The organism is Saccharibacillus sp. O23, assembly GCF_002205895.1.
In the GTDB taxonomy this organism is placed as follows: Bacteria; Bacillota; Bacilli; order Paenibacillales; family Paenibacillaceae; genus Saccharibacillus.
The window spans coordinates 169,454-185,603 of sequence record NZ_NJDE01000003.1 but is presented as its reverse complement, the minus strand read 5'-3'; the positions used below and the strand labels follow the sequence as shown (position 1 = coordinate 185,603).

Genomic DNA, 16,150 nt, shown 5'->3' with positions numbered 1-16,150 from the left:
GAGGAACTTCCATGCTCGATCGCATTTATCCGTATGTCGTCCGTATCGCCGCCGTCCTGTTCGCGCTCATGTTCCTGATTCCGATCTTCTGGATGCTGGCGCTGTCGCTGACGCCCGAACGGGGCAGCCTGTTCTCGGGCGGCTTCAACGTCTCGTTCGACAACTACGTCACCGTGCTGAACCGCGCGCCGATCTTCGGCTGGATGGGCAACAGCTTGATGGTCTCGATCGCGACGACGGCGCTGGTGCTGCTGCTCGCGTCGATGGCGGCGTATTCGTTTTCCCGCATCCGTTTTCCGGGCAGCAAAGTGCTGTTCGTCCTGTTCTTGTCGGCGATGATGATTCCCGGCGAAGCGACGCTGATTCCGCTCTATCTGCTGATGCGCGATTCCGGCCTGCTCGGCACGCGTACTTCGCTGATTCTGCCGGCGCTCGCGGGACCTATGGGCATCTTCATCCTGAAGCAGTTCTTCGACGGCCTGCCCAAAGACCTCGAAGAAGCGGCGCGCATCGACGGAGCCGGTTTCTTCAAGATCTGGTACCGCATCTTCCTGCCGCTGTCGCGTCCGGCGCTGGCCGCGCTCGGCATCTTCACCTTCATCGGCTCGTGGAACGATTACGTCTGGCCGCTGATTTCCATTTCGGACAAAGCCTATATGACGATCACGCTAGGCCTGCCGATGTTCCAAAGCTCGTATAACCAAGAATACGCGCTGCCGATGACCGCGAACGCGCTCGCCGCGATCCCGGTGCTGATCGTGTTCCTGATTTTCCAGAAGCAGATTATCAAAGGCATCGCGTTTACCGGCGGCAAAGAAATGTAAGAATACGCCCCAACTTTCTCTAGGAGGAACTTATGTCGAATCCATCTGTATCTGTGCCGAAAAATAATCCGTCTCCCGTCCCCCGCCCCGAATATCCGCGTCCGCAGTTCGAGCGCGCCGACTGGTCGAACTTGAACGGCGAATGGGACTTCGCGTTCGACGACGACCGCCGCGGCGACCGCGAGCGCTGGTACGAACCGGACGCCGGAACGTTCGGGGAGCGGATTACGGTTCCGTTCGCTTTTCAGAGCAAGCTGAGCGGGATCGGCGATCCGTCGTTCCGCGATCTCGTCTGGTACCGCCGCACGTTCGAGATCCCTGCGGATTGGAACGACCGCCGCGTGCTGCTGCATATCGGAGCCTGCGATTACGCCTCGACCGTATGGGTCAACGGACGCTGGGCGGTCTCGCACGAAGGCGGACATACGCCTTTTCAAGCGGACATTACGGATCTGCTGAACCCGCAAGGAGGCAATACGATCGTCGTGCGCGCCGAAGATTTCAGCCGCGACGTGACGCTGCCCCGAGGCAAACAGTTCTGGAAAGAAGGCTCGGAAAGCATCTTCTACACGCGTACGACGGGGATCTGGCAGACGGTCTGGTTGGAGCCGGTGAACGAAGCGCATGTCATTAAGGTCAAGTTCGCGCCGGATATCGATCGGAACGAAGTGCGCCTGCGGACGTTCTTTTCGCGGGAAGCTTGGGAAACGGCGGCGGGAGAACCATGTTCGGCGAAGATCGTTATTCGATTCCAAGGAGATCTGATCGCCGAAGACGCGTTCCCGGTACTGCACGCGGAAGAAGCTCGGGCGATCGGGCTAAGCGACTTCAACGATCACGGCCTCGGCCGCTGGTGGACGCCGGAACAGCCGAATCTGTACGACGTGCGGATCGAACTGACGCGCGGCGGACGGATCGTCGATACGGTCGAGAGCTATTTCGGCATGCGCAAGATCTCGATCGAGAACGGCCGGATCTGCCTCAACAACCGCCCGTATTTCATGCGCTTGGTGCTGGATCAAGGTTACTGGCCGGACGGCGTGCTGACGGCTCCGACGGACGAAGATCTGGTGCGCGATATTCGGCTGACCAAAGAGATGGGATTCGACGGGGTGCGCAAACACCAGAAGATGGAAGATCCGCGTTTTCTGTATGCCTGCGATAAACTGGGGCTGCTCGTTTGGGGCGAAGCGGCGAACGCGTACGCGTATTCCGAAGAATACGTCCGCAAATTCACTCGCGAATGGCAGGAAGCGGTGGAGCGCGACTATAACCATCCGTGCATCGTCGTCTGGGTGCCCATGAACGAGAGCTGGGGCATCCCGAACGTGCAGATCGATCGCCGCCAACAGGAGCACGGGCTGACGCTGTACCATCTGACCCGATCGCTCGACGATACCCGCCCGGTCGTCTACAACGACGGTTGGGAGATGATGGACACCGACATCGCGGCGATCCACGATTACGAATGGCGCGAAGAAGTGCTGGCCGACCGTTATGCATCCGCGGAAAAAGCGGTAAACGCCATGCCGGCCAACCGGCGCATCTTCGTCGGCGGGCGCGCGCATCAGGGCCAGCCGATTCTCGTCACCGAGTTCGGCGGCATCGCCTACAAGAAAAGCGACTGGGAAGGCTGGGGCTATTCCGGCGCGGAGAACGACGAAGACTTTCTCGCCCGCCTCGGCGCGGTCATTCGCCCGCTGACGCACTCCGGCGTCGTGCAGGGCTTCTGCTATACGCAGTTGACCGACGTGGAGCAGGAGATCAACGGCTTGGTGACGTACGACCGTATCCCGAAAATTCCGACGGAGCAGATTCGCAAGATCGTGAGAGGAGAAGGGTAAAACAAAAGACGGCTTCGATCCTTGCGCGTTTGACGGCGAAGGGGCGAGGCCGTTTTTTTGCATCAAATTTTAGTGGAAAACAAAAAGTCTTCATAGGAAGGACGTTATTCTCCATTTAGCGAACAAAAAACCTTTTGACACATAACGTTCACCGGAAATGATGTGTTTTGGAGGCGGACTCCTCTATCTAAACCTTACATAAAGCGTTATAATGAAAACGTAATCAATTCCAGTTAACAAACAAATTTCTCATCGTCCGAGGAGGATGGAGTATCATGATGGCAGGACTGAAAGAACTGAAAAATTGGGTAAACGGAATCTTCGTGCCGAGCTTGGATGCCGGGGAAGAGGATTACCGGAAAATCGAGTTTTCGGTCGAACGCCACCTGCACACGCCGGAAGTTCCGCGCCCGATCACTTATCAAGAAGAGGCGCAGTTGAAGATGGTCAAATATCACTAAACCCTTAACTCGTTTTTTTATAAAGCCGGATCGGCATCGAGAGTGAAAATTTGCACATTGTTCGACGCGGCCGCGTTCGTCGGGATTTCCGACAGACGCGGCTTTTTGCTGTACGCGCGAAGCGGAGGAGCGGTATGCTACAATGAGAACGCGTGCTGACGTCCAGGTTGGCGCAGCGCGATTCATATGCGGGAGGATGAACGAAGATGAGCGAACAACAAGTGAACGAAAGCGAACTGATCGCCTATATTCAAGAGAAAACCGGAGCCGACGAAGCAGGCATCAAGATCGTGCTGAAACACGAACAAGCCTTTATCGACGCGGAAGCGAAAAAGCCGGGCGACACGATCGAAGTGGACAGCGACGAACTGGTCGACTACGTCATGAGCCGCAAAGACGTGAAGCTGAACGAGCTGGAAGTGGAGAACGTCCTCGATGCCGAGATGGCATACCTGATCGACAAAGGACTGGCCGGATACGAAGATTGATGCCCTTTCATATTGACACGGTACGGATGCCGCTATCCGCCTTGCAGGGGCATGACGGACCGCAGCGTCGATAGTGAGGAACGGAGCAAGAGAACCTAGCGTTTGAAGAAGCGCGTTTTCGCAGGAGAATTTGCCGAAAGTACGCGTGCAGCGGACGGAGCGGCAGAGCGCCGCGCCGAAAACGCGCTTTTTGGTCAGACAAGGAGGGAAGGTCATGGAATCGGAAGAAAGGGCGAAACGGCGCGCCGCGATGGAGCAGCTCGTCGCCGAAGCGGATGCCGGTCTGCCCGCGCAGCCGGAGGAAACGCCCGCGTCGGATAACAATAAAGAGAACAAGAAAAACAAACAAAAACCGCCGAAGAAAAAAAGAAGCGGATTCCGGCGTTTGTTGTCCGGGATCGGCTGGATATTGATCGTGCTGCTCGTACTGCTGCTGGCCGGGTTCGTCTATCAATGGGTCGGGGAGCGAAGCGATCGGGAAGCTTTCGTCGCGCCGGGCGATCTGGTGGACGTGGAAGGGCATCGGATGCATGTGTACCACGAAGAACTGCCGGGCAAAACGGACAACGATCCGACGGTGGTGCTGATCGCCGGTTGGGGAACGCCGAATCCGTACGCCAACTTCTCGCCGGTCTACGAGAAGTTGAGAGGCAAGGTCAACTTCGCCGTGATCGAGCGGTTCGGCTACGGTTACAGCGACGAGACGCGCAAAGACCGCGATATCGACACGCTGACCCGCGAGCTGCGCGAAGGGCTGAAGCAGGCCGGAGTCAAGCCGCCTTACGTGCTGGCGCCCCACTCGCTCGGCGTGCTGGAAGCGATCCGTTTCTCGCAGCTTCATCCCGAAGAAGTCAAAGGCCTGCTGATGATCGATACCGGTTCGCCGGAATTCTACGAGACGTTCCCGTCCAGAGCGCCGCAATCCCAGCTTCAGCGGATCGCGATCAAGTCGGGCATCGTGCGCGCGCTGTACCATGTGGACGGCTTCGCGGAACGGATCGCCGCCGGACGCAACGGCTTGAAGCTGCTGTCGCCGGAGATGAAAGAGCAGGATCGGCTGGCGACGCTGCTGGTGGCGAACAATCATAACGTCACGGACGAGATGCGGGAGATGCATGCCAACGCCCGCAAAGTGGTCGCGGACAAGACGCGGCTGCCGATCCCGATGGTCATTCTCGTCGCGGATCATCTGGGCGAGATCAGCGAAGAACGCATGGATACGCAGCGGCAGTTCGGCGAATCGTGGTCGGACGACTCCGAAGAGATCGTCGTGCAAGACAGCGGTCACTCCATGCAGGCGTACCAACCGCAGGCAATCGCGGACGCGGCGATCCGTTTGGTGGAGAAGGTGCGTTGAGATCCGTATAATGAAAAACATCTTACACAAGAGACGCAAGGACAACGAGAGCATTTTCGGAGCATCCGATAACATCTCGCCGTCCGCGCGTCTTTTTTTATGGCGAAGGAGGCGTTCCGACATGGACCACACCAAACCACATCCTGATCCCGATCTTCCCGATCGCGATCCATCCCCGGCAAACGATCTTGAAAGCCGTCCGCGCCGCAAGAAAAAGCGCAGCCTGCCCCGGCGCATCTTGAGCGTGTTCAACATCCTGATCATTCTGCTGCTCACGCTGCTGCTGGCGGGTTTCGTCTATCAAGGGATCGGAGAGCGCGCCGACCGGGCCGCTTTCCAAGCGCCGGGCACGATGGTCGAAGTCAACGGCCACCGCATGCACGTCTACCGCGAAGAAAAAACGGACCGCGCCCCCCGAGAAGCGGCGGTCGTGCTGATCTCCGGTTGGGGAACGGCGAGTCCTTACGCGGATTTCTCGCCGATGTACGAACATCTGCGCGGACAAGCGGAATTCGCGGTCGTGGAGCGTTTCGGTTACGGATACAGCGAGACGACCGACGACAAGCGGGATATCGACCGGATCACGGAAGAATTGGAAAAAGCGCTGCAAGGAGCCGGAGTCGAGCCGCCGTACGTGCTGGCCGCCCATTCGTTGGGCAGTCTCGAAGCGTTCCGGTTCGCGGAGCTGCATCCCGAGCAGGTGGCCGGCATCGTGACGATCGATTCCGGCTCGCCGGAATTCTATCTGACCTTCCCCGAGCGAAATATGCAGCTTCAGCGCTTGGCGATCAAATCGGGACTCGTGCGCGCGCTGTATCACCTCAACGGATTCGAGCAGTATCTGAACGGACAGCGCAACGGCCTTCGGCTGATGTCGGCGGACATGAAAGAACGCGACCGGCTGGCGACGCTGCTCGTCACGCTGAACGACAACGTGACGGGCGAGATCCGCAGGGTTCATGCCAACGCGCAAAAAGTGATCGACGCCAAAACGCGGCTGGATATCCCGACGGTTCAACTGGTCGCGGGCAATTTCGGCGAACCGACGCGGGAATGGCTGAACACCCAGCAGGAGCTCGGCTCGTCTTGGTCGTCGGACTCCCGGATGGAAGTCGTCAAAGATTCGGCCCACTCGATTCAGCAGTATCGGCCGGAGATCGTCGCCGAACCGGCGCTCGGGCTGATCCGGCCGGCCGATTGAACGGCAGATTTGTCCAAAAGACCGGCACGAAAAAACGGGAGTTGACATTCGTTTTATCCTGAAACTATAATGGTTACAAATGAACGGGTTATCCCGATCGAAAGCCAATCATAGAGGAGCGAATACACATGGGCAAAATCATCGTGACCGGAGCTTCCGGCCATCTGGGCACCGCGGCAATCCGTCATCTGTTGGATCTGGGCGTACAAGCGGGCGACATCGTAGGCATCGTGCGCGACACGGCGAAAGGCGTGGCTCTGGCCGAACTCGGCGTCGAGCTTCGCACCGGAGATTACGACGACGCGGCTTCGCTTCCGGCGGCATTCGAAGGCGGCGAGAAGCTGCTGTTCGTCTCGGCGTCCTCGATGGACAACACGCTTCGCATTCGCCAGCACGCGACCGTGGTCGAAGCGGCGCGCAACGCGGGCATCAAGCATATCGTTTACACGAGCTTCGCGTTCCCGGAGAAAATGACGTTGGGCTTGGAGAACGTGCATCTGGCAACGGAATACATGATCCGCACGACGGGAGCCGCGTATACGTTCCTGCGCAACGGCTTCTATCTGGACATGCTCGCGAACGAAGGCACGTCGGCCGTGGCCGCTGCCGGTACGGTCATCTCGGCCGCGCCGACAGGCAAATTGAATTACGTGACCCGCGACAATCTGGCCCGCGCGGCAGCGGTCGTCCTGACGCAGGAAGGCCACGAGAACCGTACGTACGAATTGACGGCTTCGGAGCCGTTCTCTTACGACGAATATGCGGCCGCTCTGGCGGAAGTCTCCGGCAAACCGGTCGTGCACAAAGCGCTGCCGGCTCCGGAAGCCGTAAGCGCGATGGCGGCGGCAGGCGTACCGGAAGGCGCGGCGGGCTTCTTGGTTCACGTCGTCGATGCGGCGATCGAAAAAGGCGAGTTCTCGAATCCGTCGAACGATCTGGTCGATCTGCTCGGAGACGCGTATACGCCGCTGAAAGCGGCTCTGGAAGCCGTGATCAAAGATTAAGAAATATCCCTATCTCTTCGGAAACAAACAAAAACGTCGTTACGCGATTCATGCGCGACGACGTTTTTTTGTTGCCCATGCAAAAGCCGATTCTCAGAAGATCGAAATCAATTCCCGCGTATACGGATGCCGCTCGTCCGCGAACAATTCGTCCGCACCGAACCGGTCGACGATCTGTCCGCTTCGCATCACCATGATGCGCTGGCTCATCCGGTGCACGGCTGCCAGATCGTGCGAGATGAACAGGTACGACAAGCCCAGCGACGCGCGCAGCTCCGTCAGCAGATCGAGCACGGCGCCTTGCGAGATCACGTCCAAGCTGGCCGTCGGCTCGTCGAGCACGACGACGTCCGGTTCGATGCCGATCGCGCGCGCGATCGTGACGCGCTGGCGCTGTCCGCCGCTGAGTTCGTGCGGGTAACGGCCGGCGATCTCGGCCGGCAGTTCGACGGCTTCCAGCAGCTGCCGCACGTACGCTTCGCGGGAAGCGAAGGCGAAGCGGGACAGCTTCGCCTCTCGGCCGAGCCGAAGATAAGGATCGAGCAGCGAATCGCGGATTCGCAGCTTGGGATTCAGCGCGGCCGCCGGGTTCTGGAACACGATCTGGATCTTGCGGCGATGCGGCCGAAGCTTGCGGCCGCGTAGCGGCGCGATGTCCTGCCCGCCGAGCACGATCGAGCCGGCGTCGGCTTCTTCGATCTTCAGCAGGCAGCGCGCCAGCGTGCTCTTGCCGCAGCCGCTCTCGCCGACCAGGCCCAGGCATTCGCCGCGTCCGAGGGCGAAGCCGACATCCTGCACCGCCGGGCGGGCAGCCCCGGCGTAGGTGCGGGTCAGCCCGTCCACAATGAGGACGGGCGAAGAATTGCCGATGCTTGCGTGCGCGCCCGGAAGCTGCGCCGCGCTCCGCGCATCCCGGCGCTCCGCTATTTGCCTGCTCATGCTTGTCCCTCCTCTCCGAGTCCCGAGCGCAGCGAGCGGCCCAAGATCGGGGCCGCTTCGATCAGCTTGCGGGTGTATTCGTGCTGCGGATGATCGAGAATCCGGTGTTTGCCGCCGGATTCGACGATCCGGCCTTCTTGCATGACGGACAGCCGGTTCGCGTAGCGGCGCACATGCCGCCAATCGTGCGTGACGAACAAGATCGCGCAGCCGGTCTCGCGCTGCTTGCGCGCCAGCAGTTCCAGCACGCGATGAGCCGATACGCTGTCGAGCGCCGTCGTCGCTTCGTCCGCGATCAGCAGGCGCGGCGACAGCAGCAGCGCCGTCGCGATCGCGGCGCGCTGAAGCTGCCCGCCGCTGAGCTGGAACGGATAGCGGCGCAGCAGAGCCGCGTCCAAGCCGACCGATTCCAGCGCTTCGGCCGCTGTGTCCCGGCGCGCCGTTCTCGACTTCTCGCCGTGGACTTTCTGATATTCGTCGAAATGCGCGCCGATGCTGCGAAACGGCGTGAACGCCCCTTGATAATCCTGAAAGATGTACGAGATGCGTTTGCCTCTGAGCGCGCGCATCTCGCGCGGGCTGCGGGCCAGCAGATCGGCTCCTTCGAACAAGACCTTCCCCGAAGCGCGAAGATTGGGCGGCAGCAGCTGCCCGATCGCCTGCGACAGCAGGCTTTTGCCGCTGCCGCTCTGCCCGACCAGCGCCATGAATTCGCCTTCGCGCACGGCCAGCGAGACACCGTCGACGATGGTGCGGTCGCGGCTTCCAATACTTAATTCCTCGATCGACAAGATCACGGCTGCGCCTCCTTTTTCACGTCGAACCGGTCCCTCAGAACATCGCCCAGCATATTCGCCAGCAGCACCGTCGAGACGATCGCCAGCCCCGGATACACCATCAGTTCGGGCCGCGATTGGAAATACGGGCGGGAATCGTTCAGCATCGCGCCCCACTCGGGCGTCGGCGGCTGCGCGCCCAGACCGATATAGGACAGCGAAGAGATCAGCAGAATGATCTTGCCGAGATCGAGGCTGGCGAGCACCAGCACGTTCCCGGCGATATGCGGCAGCAGATGGCGGCTCATGATGCGCGCGTCGGACAATCCGTTCGTTCGGGCGACGGCGACATAGTCTTTCTGCGACTCCGACAGCACGGTGCTGCGGACGAGCCGGGCATAGCTGACCCATTTGACGATCACGATCGCCAGCACCAGATTGCCGATGCCCGCGCCGAGCAGCCCGCTCAGCACGATCGCGACGATGGTATCGGGAAAAGCCAGAAATCCGTCGGCGACGCGCATGAACAGGCGATCGATCCGGCCGCGCTTGTACCCGGCGATCAAACCGAACGGAATCCCGATGATCAGCGCCGCCCCTAATGCCAGCAGGCTGTAACCGAGCGTCTGTCCGCCGCCGAGCAGCAGCCGGGTCAGCACGTCGCGGCCCAGATGATCCGTTCCGAACGGATGCAAGGCGCTTGCGCCCAGCAGACGTGCGCGCAGGTCCGTAAGCGTCGGATCATGCTTGAGCACGCCAAACGCGTAAACGGAGGCCGAGGCGACGAGCAGCACGAACAACGCCGCGACGATCGCTTGCAGCCGCGATTTGCGCGTTCCGGACTTCGACTCGGGGCGGATACGACGCGTGCGCAGGAACATCGTTTTCATCGGGCGGCCTCCTTTTCTTTTAACTGCATCTCGGGGTTCAGATACCGGTAAGACAGATCGACGAGCGCGTTCACGACGAATACGACAATCGCCATGATCAGGATATATCCTTGAATCAGCGGGTAATCGCGCTGCCGGATCGCGTCGACGACCAGCTTGCCGATGCCGGGATACGCGAACAGTACTTCGATCACGACCACCCCGCCGATCAGACTGCCCAGACTGACGCCGAATACGGTGATGACCGGTGGCAGGCTGTGGCGCAGCGCGTGCAGCCAGAAGATGCGGGCTTCGGACAAGCCGCGCGCCCGCGCGGAACGCACGAACTCCTGACTCAGCGAATCCAGCAGGCTGGAACGCAGCAGACGCACGTAGACGCTGGAGATGGCAAGCCCCAGCGTCAGCGACGGCAGAATCAGCGACAGGAATCCGTCCCGTCCCATCGTCGGCAGATGCGCGAAACGCACGCCGAGCAGATCGATCAGGATCAGGCCGAGCCAGAAACTGGGCACGGCCGCGCCGACGATCGCCAGCATCCGGCTGAGCGAATCGATCCATCGACCGCGATAGAGCGCCGATAACGAGCCGAGCGGAACGGACACGAGCAGCATGACGAGCAGCGCCCCCGCCGTCAGTTCGGCCGTCGCCGGAAGCGCGCGCAGCAGCGTCGCCATCACCGGTTGGCCGGTGGAATAAGAGACGCCGAAATCCAGCCGCACGAAATCGAGCAGCCATTTGCCGAACTGCACAAAGAGCGGATCGTTGAAGCCCATCTCTTCGCGCATCGCTTCGACCTGCTCCTGACTGACCGACAGCTCTTCCACGTTCAGGATCGTCAGCACCGGATCGCCCGGCGCGAGCCGGATGAACAGGAAGCTGACGAACATGATGAACAGCAGGAACAGAAAGACTTCCGAGAACTTGCGAAGCAGAATGCGAAACATTACATCACGTCCAGCTTATTGGTGATCATGTAGTATTCGCTGCGCGTCGTCACCCAATTCTTGACCTTCTTGCCGTTGTAGGCGACGATCGTGGCCGGATGCAGCACGAAAGCGTTCAGTACGTTGTCGTGCACGTAGTTGGCGGCCTGCTCGGCAAGCTTCGCGCGCTTCTCGGGAGCGACGGTCCGATTCAGTTCGTCGATGATCGCCGTCAGTTTCGGATCTTCCGAACCGCTGAAATTGAGCGAGCCCGTCGGATGGTACGTCGCGTTCAGATAATAACCGGCGTCGCCGCGCGGAGCGGTCAGGTTGCTGTACGTCGCGATATCCCAGTCGCGGTTGGACGCCATATATTCTTCCGGCGTGTCGATCTGGCGGATTTCCACTTCGATGCCGATCTTCTTGGCGTCGGATTGGAACACCTGCGCGATCAGCGGAAGGTCGGCGCGGGACGAATACGTCAGCAGCGTGAGCTTCAGCGGGCTGCCGTCTTTGGTCATTACGCCGTTCTCGGGTTTATAGCCGGCCGCTTCCAGATGTTTGACCGCCGCTTCGGGACCGGAGTCGGCCGCGGCGTGTTCGTATTTCGGCGCAAAAGGCAGCGAAGGCAGGAACGGTCCGATCGCCGGTTCGCCGTAACCGAGCAGGATCGTGTCGACGATGCCCTGCCTGTCGATCAGCGCGTCCAGCGCGCGGCGGACGTTCGGATCTTGGATCGGCGCGCGCTGCATGTTCATCGTCAATTGGTGGACGCGGAACGTCGAAGTCGATTCGACGGTCATGCCGTCGATCGCTTTGAGCGACTCCAGGCTTTCCACTTCCGGACGGTAGACGATATCGACCTGTCCGGATTTGAGCGCGAGCGAGCGGGCGTTGGCGTCTTCGTTAAACGCGAACGTCACGGAGTCCAGCGGCGAAGCGCCGTTCCAATATCCGTCGTAACGGTCGAGTTCGAGCTTGCTGCCCGGGGTAAAAGCTTTCAGTTTGAACGGCCCCGTGCCCACCGGCTTGTTGACGATATCCGATTCGCTCACGTCGATGATCGCCGTGTTGGGATGCACCAGTTCGGAAGCGAATTCCGGAAACGGCTGCGTCGTCGTGATCTCCAGCTTGTCGCCTTCCGCTTCGATCGACTGAATCTTGAGCGCGTTCTGAATCGACGGGCTTTCTTCGAGCGCGCGTTCGAGCGAAGCTTTGACGGCGTCGCCGGTCATCGGTTTGCCGTTCTGGAACGTCACGTCGTCGCGCAGGTCGATCGTCCAATGCCGGCCGTCTTCGCTGTCCCAGCTCTCCGCGAGCCACGGCGCGACGGTCAGGTTGTCTTCGTCGAGCCGAACGAGCGTCTCCGTGATGCCCGCGCGCAGCGGCACGTAGCTGGAATCGACATGCGGATCGAGCGAATCGGTGGAGAAGTTATACAAGAAACTCACGTGTTTGCCGGCTTCGGCGGACGAACCGGCGGAACCTGCTGATGCGGGCTTAGCCGAATCGGTTCCCGAATTGCCGCAAGCGGCGAGCAGTCCGGCGGTTAAGGCGATAACGGTCCATGCGGACAACGATTTTTTAGAAAACAAGGTCAAACCCCTCTCTATTCGTAAACATTATGATTAACACAATGAGGCTTATCTTATCGTAATGATTACGTTTTGACAAGAGGTGTGTAGGGAGTGACATAGGCACTGCGGCAGAAGAAGCGCTGCTTGAAGAAAACGCAAAAAATCCGCTCTCGCGGGAGAGCGGACGGATCGAAAGGGACAGAACGAAAGCAAGCAAGACAAGCGCGGAGCGGAGGGACGTCAGGCCGGAATCGGTTTGCGCTTACTCGGTTCGGCAAGCGAAGGAGCCGAGCGGGCCGACCGGTTATCGGCGGCGGCCGATACGAGCCGAGCCGGGTCGCTGTCGTCATTCGCCGCAGTCGCTGCGGTACGGGCAGACGCGCGAAGCATCCGGTTCGTCGGGAGCTTTGCGTCGGCTGCGTTCGGTTCGAAGCCGCTGCTTTCGATCGTAGTCGGGGCAACAGGCAGAAGGGAGGAAGCCTCGGCGTCGGCGTTTGCGCGTTCCTCGACCGCAGCCGCGGCGTTAAAACGTTCTTCCTCCCGCCGATCGCGTTCCGCGAACAGGCTGTCGATGCCGAATCCGGTTTCTTTGGAGGCGACGAAGTAAGCGGCCAACGCCATAAGCGCCAGATCCAATTCGTAGCCGGGCGAACCGGCATTGCCGAGCAATCCGGCCGGAAGTTTGACCGTGACGATCGCGCCGATCATCACGACGATAAAACCGATGGCGGCGCTTCGCGTCAGCACGCCCAGCCCCATCAACGTTCCGCAGACCAATTCCAGCATCGCGACCATGTAAGCCAGAAATCCCGGCAATCCTACGCTGCTGAACCAATCCGCCATCAGATCCATGCCGCTGTTTATTTTCGAGATGCCGTGCCCCAGAAAGATCGCGGCCAGCACGAGCCGCATCGCGGTCGCCGTCCATTTCATCGTCATCTTTATCCGCCCCTCGCTATGTAAAGGTAAGTTGTTTACTGTTCATAATATAAACGGTATCTTAAAGTGTGTCAATTACTTTTTGTAATTTATCTCTTCAGTAGGAGACGGGTCGGGTACATCGACTTGTTTTGCGCCGAAGTCCCGCGCCTTTTCGCCTTTTCTCCGGCGAGGCAGCGAAACACAGCAAAAAAACGGCCCCGAAGGGACCGTTTACGGTTGTGTCGCGGTTGGCATATTCTGCATTCCCCAGCTCATCCATGCTGCTCGCCGATTACGAATTGCGCGGCGTATAATCCAGGTCTTTGAACAGCCGGTCCAATTCTTTGGCCGTGAGATCGCGCCATTTGCCGACCGGGAGGCTGTTGAGATGAATATTCATGATCCGGATGCGTTTGAGCGCGCGGACATTGTAGCCCAGCGCTTCGCACATACGGCGGATCTGGCGGTTCAGGCCCTGCGTCAGCGTGATCTGGAACACGAATTTGGAGAGCTGCTCGACTTCGCACGGCAGCGTCTTCGTATCCAAGATCTCGACGCCGGCCGCCATCTTGCGCAGAAATTCAGGCGTGATCGGACGATCGACCGTCACGATGTATTCTTTCTCGTGGCGGTTCTCCGCGCGCAGAATCTCGTTGACGATGTCGCCGTCGTTGGTGAGCAGGATCAGGCCTTCGGAGTCTTTGTCCAGCCGACCCACATGGAAGATCCGCTGCGAATGGCCGACGAAGTCGACGATATTGCCTTTGACGTTTTTCTCCGTCGTGCTGGTGATGCCGACCGGCTTGTTCAGCGCGATGTAGACGTTCTCCTGCGCCGCTTTTTCTTTGATCCGTTTGCCGCTGACCCGCACGTCGTCGCCCGGCTCGACTTGGCTGCCCAGATCGGCTTTGACGCCGTTGATCGTCACCTTGCCTTCGGCGATGACTTTATCCGCTCCGCGTCTCGACGTGAAGCCGGACTCGGCGATATATTTGTTGATTCGCAATTGCACGCACACCTTTCTGGTTGGGAAAAAGTTCTCTGTTTACCATAGCGCAAAAGGGGCGGGGTGTACAGATTGCGCGCAGCGAAAGAGCGCTTCGACGCCGCGAATCGAGAAGAAAAGCACGAAATAAAAAGCCGGTTCACTTGAACCAGCCTTTCTCTTTGAATCTCGTAATGGCTTCGATCCGGTTGCCGACGCCCAGTTTGTCGAGGATGACCGAGACGTAGTTGCGAACCGTGCCGTTGGTCAGCGACAGTTCGCTGGCGATCTCCTTCGTATTCTTGCCTTCGGAGATCAGCAGCAGCACTTCGCGTTCGCGGTCGGTCAGCGGATTCTCTTCCGCGTAAGCGGCGTCGTCGACCAGCTCCGGCGCGTAGACGCGCCGGCCGGACATGATGCTGCGGATCGCGTCGGCCAGTTCTTCGCTCGGGCTGTCTTTGAGCAGGTAACCGTGCGCGCCCGCGCGGATCGCCCGTTCGAAATAGCCGGAGCGCGCGAAAGTGGTGAGGATCAGCACGCGGCATCCCGAGCCTTTGAGTTCTTCGGCCGCTTCGAGTCCCGTCTTCTTCGGCATCTCGATATCCATGACGCAGAGATCGGGCTTGTGCAGCCGCACGAGCGCCACGGCTTCTTCGCCGTCCGCCGCTCTTCCCACGACCTCCATGTCGTCTTCCAGATCCAGCAGCGAAGCCAGCGCGCCCAGCAGCATGCGCTGATCTTCCGCGATCACGATACGAATCATCCGCTATTCCTCCTTATTCGGAACCTCTTCGCCGCGCTCGGGCCGGTGCGCGTTCACGTTCGGAATCCGCATCGTCAGCCGCGTGCCTCGGCCGCCCGATTCGGCCTGTTCGCTGTCCGACAATTCCAGACTCCCGTTTATGAATTCGAGCCGCTCGCGCATCCCGCGCAGGCCGCTGCCGCGCGAAGTTCCCGCGACGTTCGGCAGGCCGTGCCCGTTGTCGGCCACTCTCACGATCAATTCGCCGGGGGCGGGTTCGATCTCGATCCGGCATGCCGTAGCTCCGCTGTGTTTGACGATATTGTTCACGGCTTCCTTCAGGCACATGCTGACGACGTTCTCGTTCAGCAGGGAAGCGCGCGTCTCCGAAGGGTCGCCGATCAGCGTGAAGTCGATCTCCGCCGCCTTCAGGATCTGGCGCAGCCGGTGCACTTCGTCTTCGATATGCGTGCCTCTCATCTGGGTGACCAATTCCCGCAGTTCTTTCAGCACGACCCGCGCGGTCTGCTGGACGTCGCGGATTTCGTCTTCGGCGCGCTGCGGATCTTTGGAGACCAGTTTGGCCGCCAGATCGCTTTTGAGCCCGATCAGCGCCAATTTTTGTCCGAGCGTGTCGTGCAGATCGCGGGCGATCCGCTGCCGCTCTTCCATGACCACCAACTCGGAAATTCGCTTGTTGGCGTCTTCGAGCTGTCCTTGCAGGCTCTCGCTGCGGTTGCGGTTGTACGTCGTGACCGGCAGCAGAATGACGGCGATGATCGTCAGCGCGACGAACGGCCACTGGGCGATCATCAGCGGGTCGTGGCGCATGTAGCCGAGATAGACGGAAGCGAGCGCGGCGACCAATTGAACCGAATACATCGTGAAGAAGCCGCTGCGGCTGCGGATATTGCCGACGAAATACGCCAGAAAGACCGCGAAATAAATATAGCCGAACATCAGCGCCATCGCGACGGTGAACACAAGCTGCATCATCGTCCAGAAATAGAATACCCGGCCTTTGGTCGCGAACGCGAGCAGATAACAGACGAAAAATCCGATGACCATGAAGATGCCGGTTACCGCATGGAACACGGTCGAAGAACGGAAGATGAAATAGAACGGCAGGATATAGAAAACGACCCAGACGTAAGGATTAAGTCCGGTGCTGCGCTGGAAGATCTGATACCATTTCTGCACGAAAGATTGACCTCCCCG

Annotated in this window: 16 protein-coding genes; 7 read left to right on the top strand and 9 right to left on the bottom strand. The window is 59.8% G+C overall.

Annotated features, from left to right (window positions below):
* Positions 1-11 precede the first annotated feature (11 nt).
* From CDO73_RS04865 to CDO73_RS04835, 7 genes are all read left to right on the top strand, one after another.
* A complete protein-coding gene (locus CDO73_RS04865) occupies positions 12-824 on the top strand; it encodes a carbohydrate ABC transporter permease (RefSeq protein ID WP_088487378.1) in 813 nt (270 codons plus the stop codon).
* A 32-nt stretch (positions 825-856) separates the two neighbouring features.
* Positions 857-2,668 (top strand): glycoside hydrolase family 2 protein, encoded by a 1,812-nt coding sequence (locus CDO73_RS04860; RefSeq protein ID WP_088487377.1) that lies wholly within the window; start codon positions 857-859, stop codon positions 2,666-2,668.
* Positions 2,669-2,943: 275 nt separating this feature from the next.
* Positions 2,944-3,129, top strand: a complete 186-nt coding sequence (locus CDO73_RS04855) for a hypothetical protein (protein ID WP_088487376.1) — start codon at positions 2,944-2,946, stop codon at positions 3,127-3,129.
* A gap of 206 nt (positions 3,130-3,335) precedes the next feature.
* On the top strand, positions 3,336-3,617 hold the full coding sequence (locus tag CDO73_RS04850; RefSeq protein WP_088487375.1) for a hypothetical protein: 282 nt from the start codon (positions 3,336-3,338) through the stop codon (positions 3,615-3,617).
* Between the two features lie 214 nt (positions 3,618-3,831).
* The gene (locus tag CDO73_RS04845) at positions 3,832-4,974 is read left to right on the top strand and encodes an alpha/beta fold hydrolase (RefSeq protein ID WP_088487374.1); all 1,143 of its coding nucleotides are present in this window, start codon (positions 3,832-3,834) and stop codon (positions 4,972-4,974) included.
* A 121-nt stretch (positions 4,975-5,095) separates the two neighbouring features.
* A complete protein-coding gene (locus CDO73_RS04840; RefSeq protein ID WP_088487373.1) occupies positions 5,096-6,175 on the top strand; it encodes an alpha/beta fold hydrolase in 1,080 nt (359 codons plus the stop codon).
* A gap of 128 nt (positions 6,176-6,303) precedes the next feature.
* Positions 6,304-7,179 carry an SDR family oxidoreductase gene (locus tag CDO73_RS04835; RefSeq protein ID WP_088487372.1) on the top strand — a complete coding sequence of 292 codons (876 nt, stop codon included), beginning with the start codon at positions 6,304-6,306 and terminating at the stop codon, positions 7,177-7,179.
* A gap of 93 nt (positions 7,180-7,272) precedes the next feature.
* Here the strand turns inward: CDO73_RS04835 and CDO73_RS04830 are convergent, their stop codons facing one another.
* From CDO73_RS04830 to CDO73_RS04790, 9 genes are all read right to left on the bottom strand, one after another.
* Complete coding sequence (locus CDO73_RS04830) at positions 7,273-8,118, bottom strand: ABC transporter ATP-binding protein (protein ID WP_088487371.1); 846 nt, start codon at positions 8,116-8,118, stop codon at positions 7,273-7,275.
* Positions 8,115-8,915, bottom strand: coding sequence for an ABC transporter ATP-binding protein (locus tag CDO73_RS04825; RefSeq protein WP_088487370.1), 801 nt, complete (start codon positions 8,913-8,915; stop codon positions 8,115-8,117). Before CDO73_RS04825 ends, CDO73_RS04830 begins: the two co-directional genes overlap by 4 nt.
* On the bottom strand, positions 8,912-9,784 hold the full coding sequence (nikC, locus tag CDO73_RS04820; protein ID WP_088487369.1) for a nickel transporter permease: 873 nt from the start codon (positions 9,782-9,784) through the stop codon (positions 8,912-8,914). The genes CDO73_RS04825 and nikC overlap by 4 nt, the downstream gene beginning before the upstream one ends.
* The gene (nikB, locus tag CDO73_RS04815; RefSeq protein ID WP_088487368.1) at positions 9,781-10,728 is read right to left on the bottom strand and encodes a nickel ABC transporter permease; all 948 of its coding nucleotides are present in this window, start codon (positions 10,726-10,728) and stop codon (positions 9,781-9,783) included. The genes nikC and nikB overlap by 4 nt, the downstream gene beginning before the upstream one ends.
* The gene (gene nikA, locus CDO73_RS04810; protein WP_088487367.1) at positions 10,728-12,302 is read right to left on the bottom strand and encodes a nickel ABC transporter substrate-binding protein; all 1,575 of its coding nucleotides are present in this window, start codon (positions 12,300-12,302) and stop codon (positions 10,728-10,730) included. The genes nikB and nikA overlap by 1 nt, the downstream gene beginning before the upstream one ends.
* A gap of 222 nt (positions 12,303-12,524) precedes the next feature.
* Positions 12,525-13,223, bottom strand: a complete 699-nt coding sequence (locus CDO73_RS04805) for a DoxX family protein (protein WP_088487366.1) — start codon at positions 13,221-13,223, stop codon at positions 12,525-12,527.
* Between the two features lie 274 nt (positions 13,224-13,497).
* Positions 13,498-14,211 carry a 23S rRNA pseudouridine(2604) synthase RluF gene (rluF, locus tag CDO73_RS04800; protein WP_088487365.1) on the bottom strand — a complete coding sequence of 238 codons (714 nt, stop codon included), beginning with the start codon at positions 14,209-14,211 and terminating at the stop codon, positions 13,498-13,500.
* A 139-nt stretch (positions 14,212-14,350) separates the two neighbouring features.
* Positions 14,351-14,953: a response regulator transcription factor gene (locus tag CDO73_RS04795; RefSeq protein WP_088487364.1), complete on the bottom strand. Its 603-nt coding sequence runs from the start codon at positions 14,951-14,953 to the stop codon at positions 14,351-14,353.
* A gap of 3 nt (positions 14,954-14,956) precedes the next feature.
* Positions 14,957-16,132, bottom strand: a complete 1,176-nt coding sequence (locus CDO73_RS04790) for a sensor histidine kinase (RefSeq protein ID WP_088487674.1) — start codon at positions 16,130-16,132, stop codon at positions 14,957-14,959.
* Positions 16,133-16,150: the final 18 nt, after the last annotated feature.

Bases quoted from the DNA above. Each gene is read 5' to 3' on its own strand.
- CDO73_RS04865 (WP_088487378.1), top strand. From the start codon at position 12: ATGCTCGATCGCATTTATCCGTATGTCGTCCGTATCGCCGCCGTCCTG.
- CDO73_RS04860 (WP_088487377.1), top strand. From the start codon at position 857: ATGTCGAATCCATCTGTATCTGTGCCGAAAAATAATCCGTCTCCCGTC.
- CDO73_RS04855 (WP_088487376.1), top strand. From the start codon at position 2,944: ATGATGGCAGGACTGAAAGAACTGAAAAATTGGGTAAACGGAATCTTC.
- CDO73_RS04850 (WP_088487375.1), top strand. From the start codon at position 3,336: ATGAGCGAACAACAAGTGAACGAAAGCGAACTGATCGCCTATATTCAA.
- CDO73_RS04845 (WP_088487374.1), top strand. From the start codon at position 3,832: ATGGAATCGGAAGAAAGGGCGAAACGGCGCGCCGCGATGGAGCAGCTC.
- CDO73_RS04840 (WP_088487373.1), top strand. From the start codon at position 5,096: ATGGACCACACCAAACCACATCCTGATCCCGATCTTCCCGATCGCGAT.
- CDO73_RS04835 (WP_088487372.1), top strand. From the start codon at position 6,304: ATGGGCAAAATCATCGTGACCGGAGCTTCCGGCCATCTGGGCACCGCG.
- CDO73_RS04830 (WP_088487371.1), bottom strand. From the start codon at position 8,118: ATGAGCAGGCAAATAGCGGAGCGCCGGGATGCGCGGAGCGCGGCGCAG.
- nikC (WP_088487369.1), bottom strand. From the start codon at position 9,784: ATGAAAACGATGTTCCTGCGCACGCGTCGTATCCGCCCCGAGTCGAAG.
- nikB (WP_088487368.1), bottom strand. From the start codon at position 10,728: ATGTTTCGCATTCTGCTTCGCAAGTTCTCGGAAGTCTTTCTGTTCCTG.
- CDO73_RS04805 (WP_088487366.1), bottom strand. From the start codon at position 13,223: ATGACGATGAAATGGACGGCGACCGCGATGCGGCTCGTGCTGGCCGCG.
- CDO73_RS04795 (WP_088487364.1), bottom strand. From the start codon at position 14,953: ATGATTCGTATCGTGATCGCGGAAGATCAGCGCATGCTGCTGGGCGCG.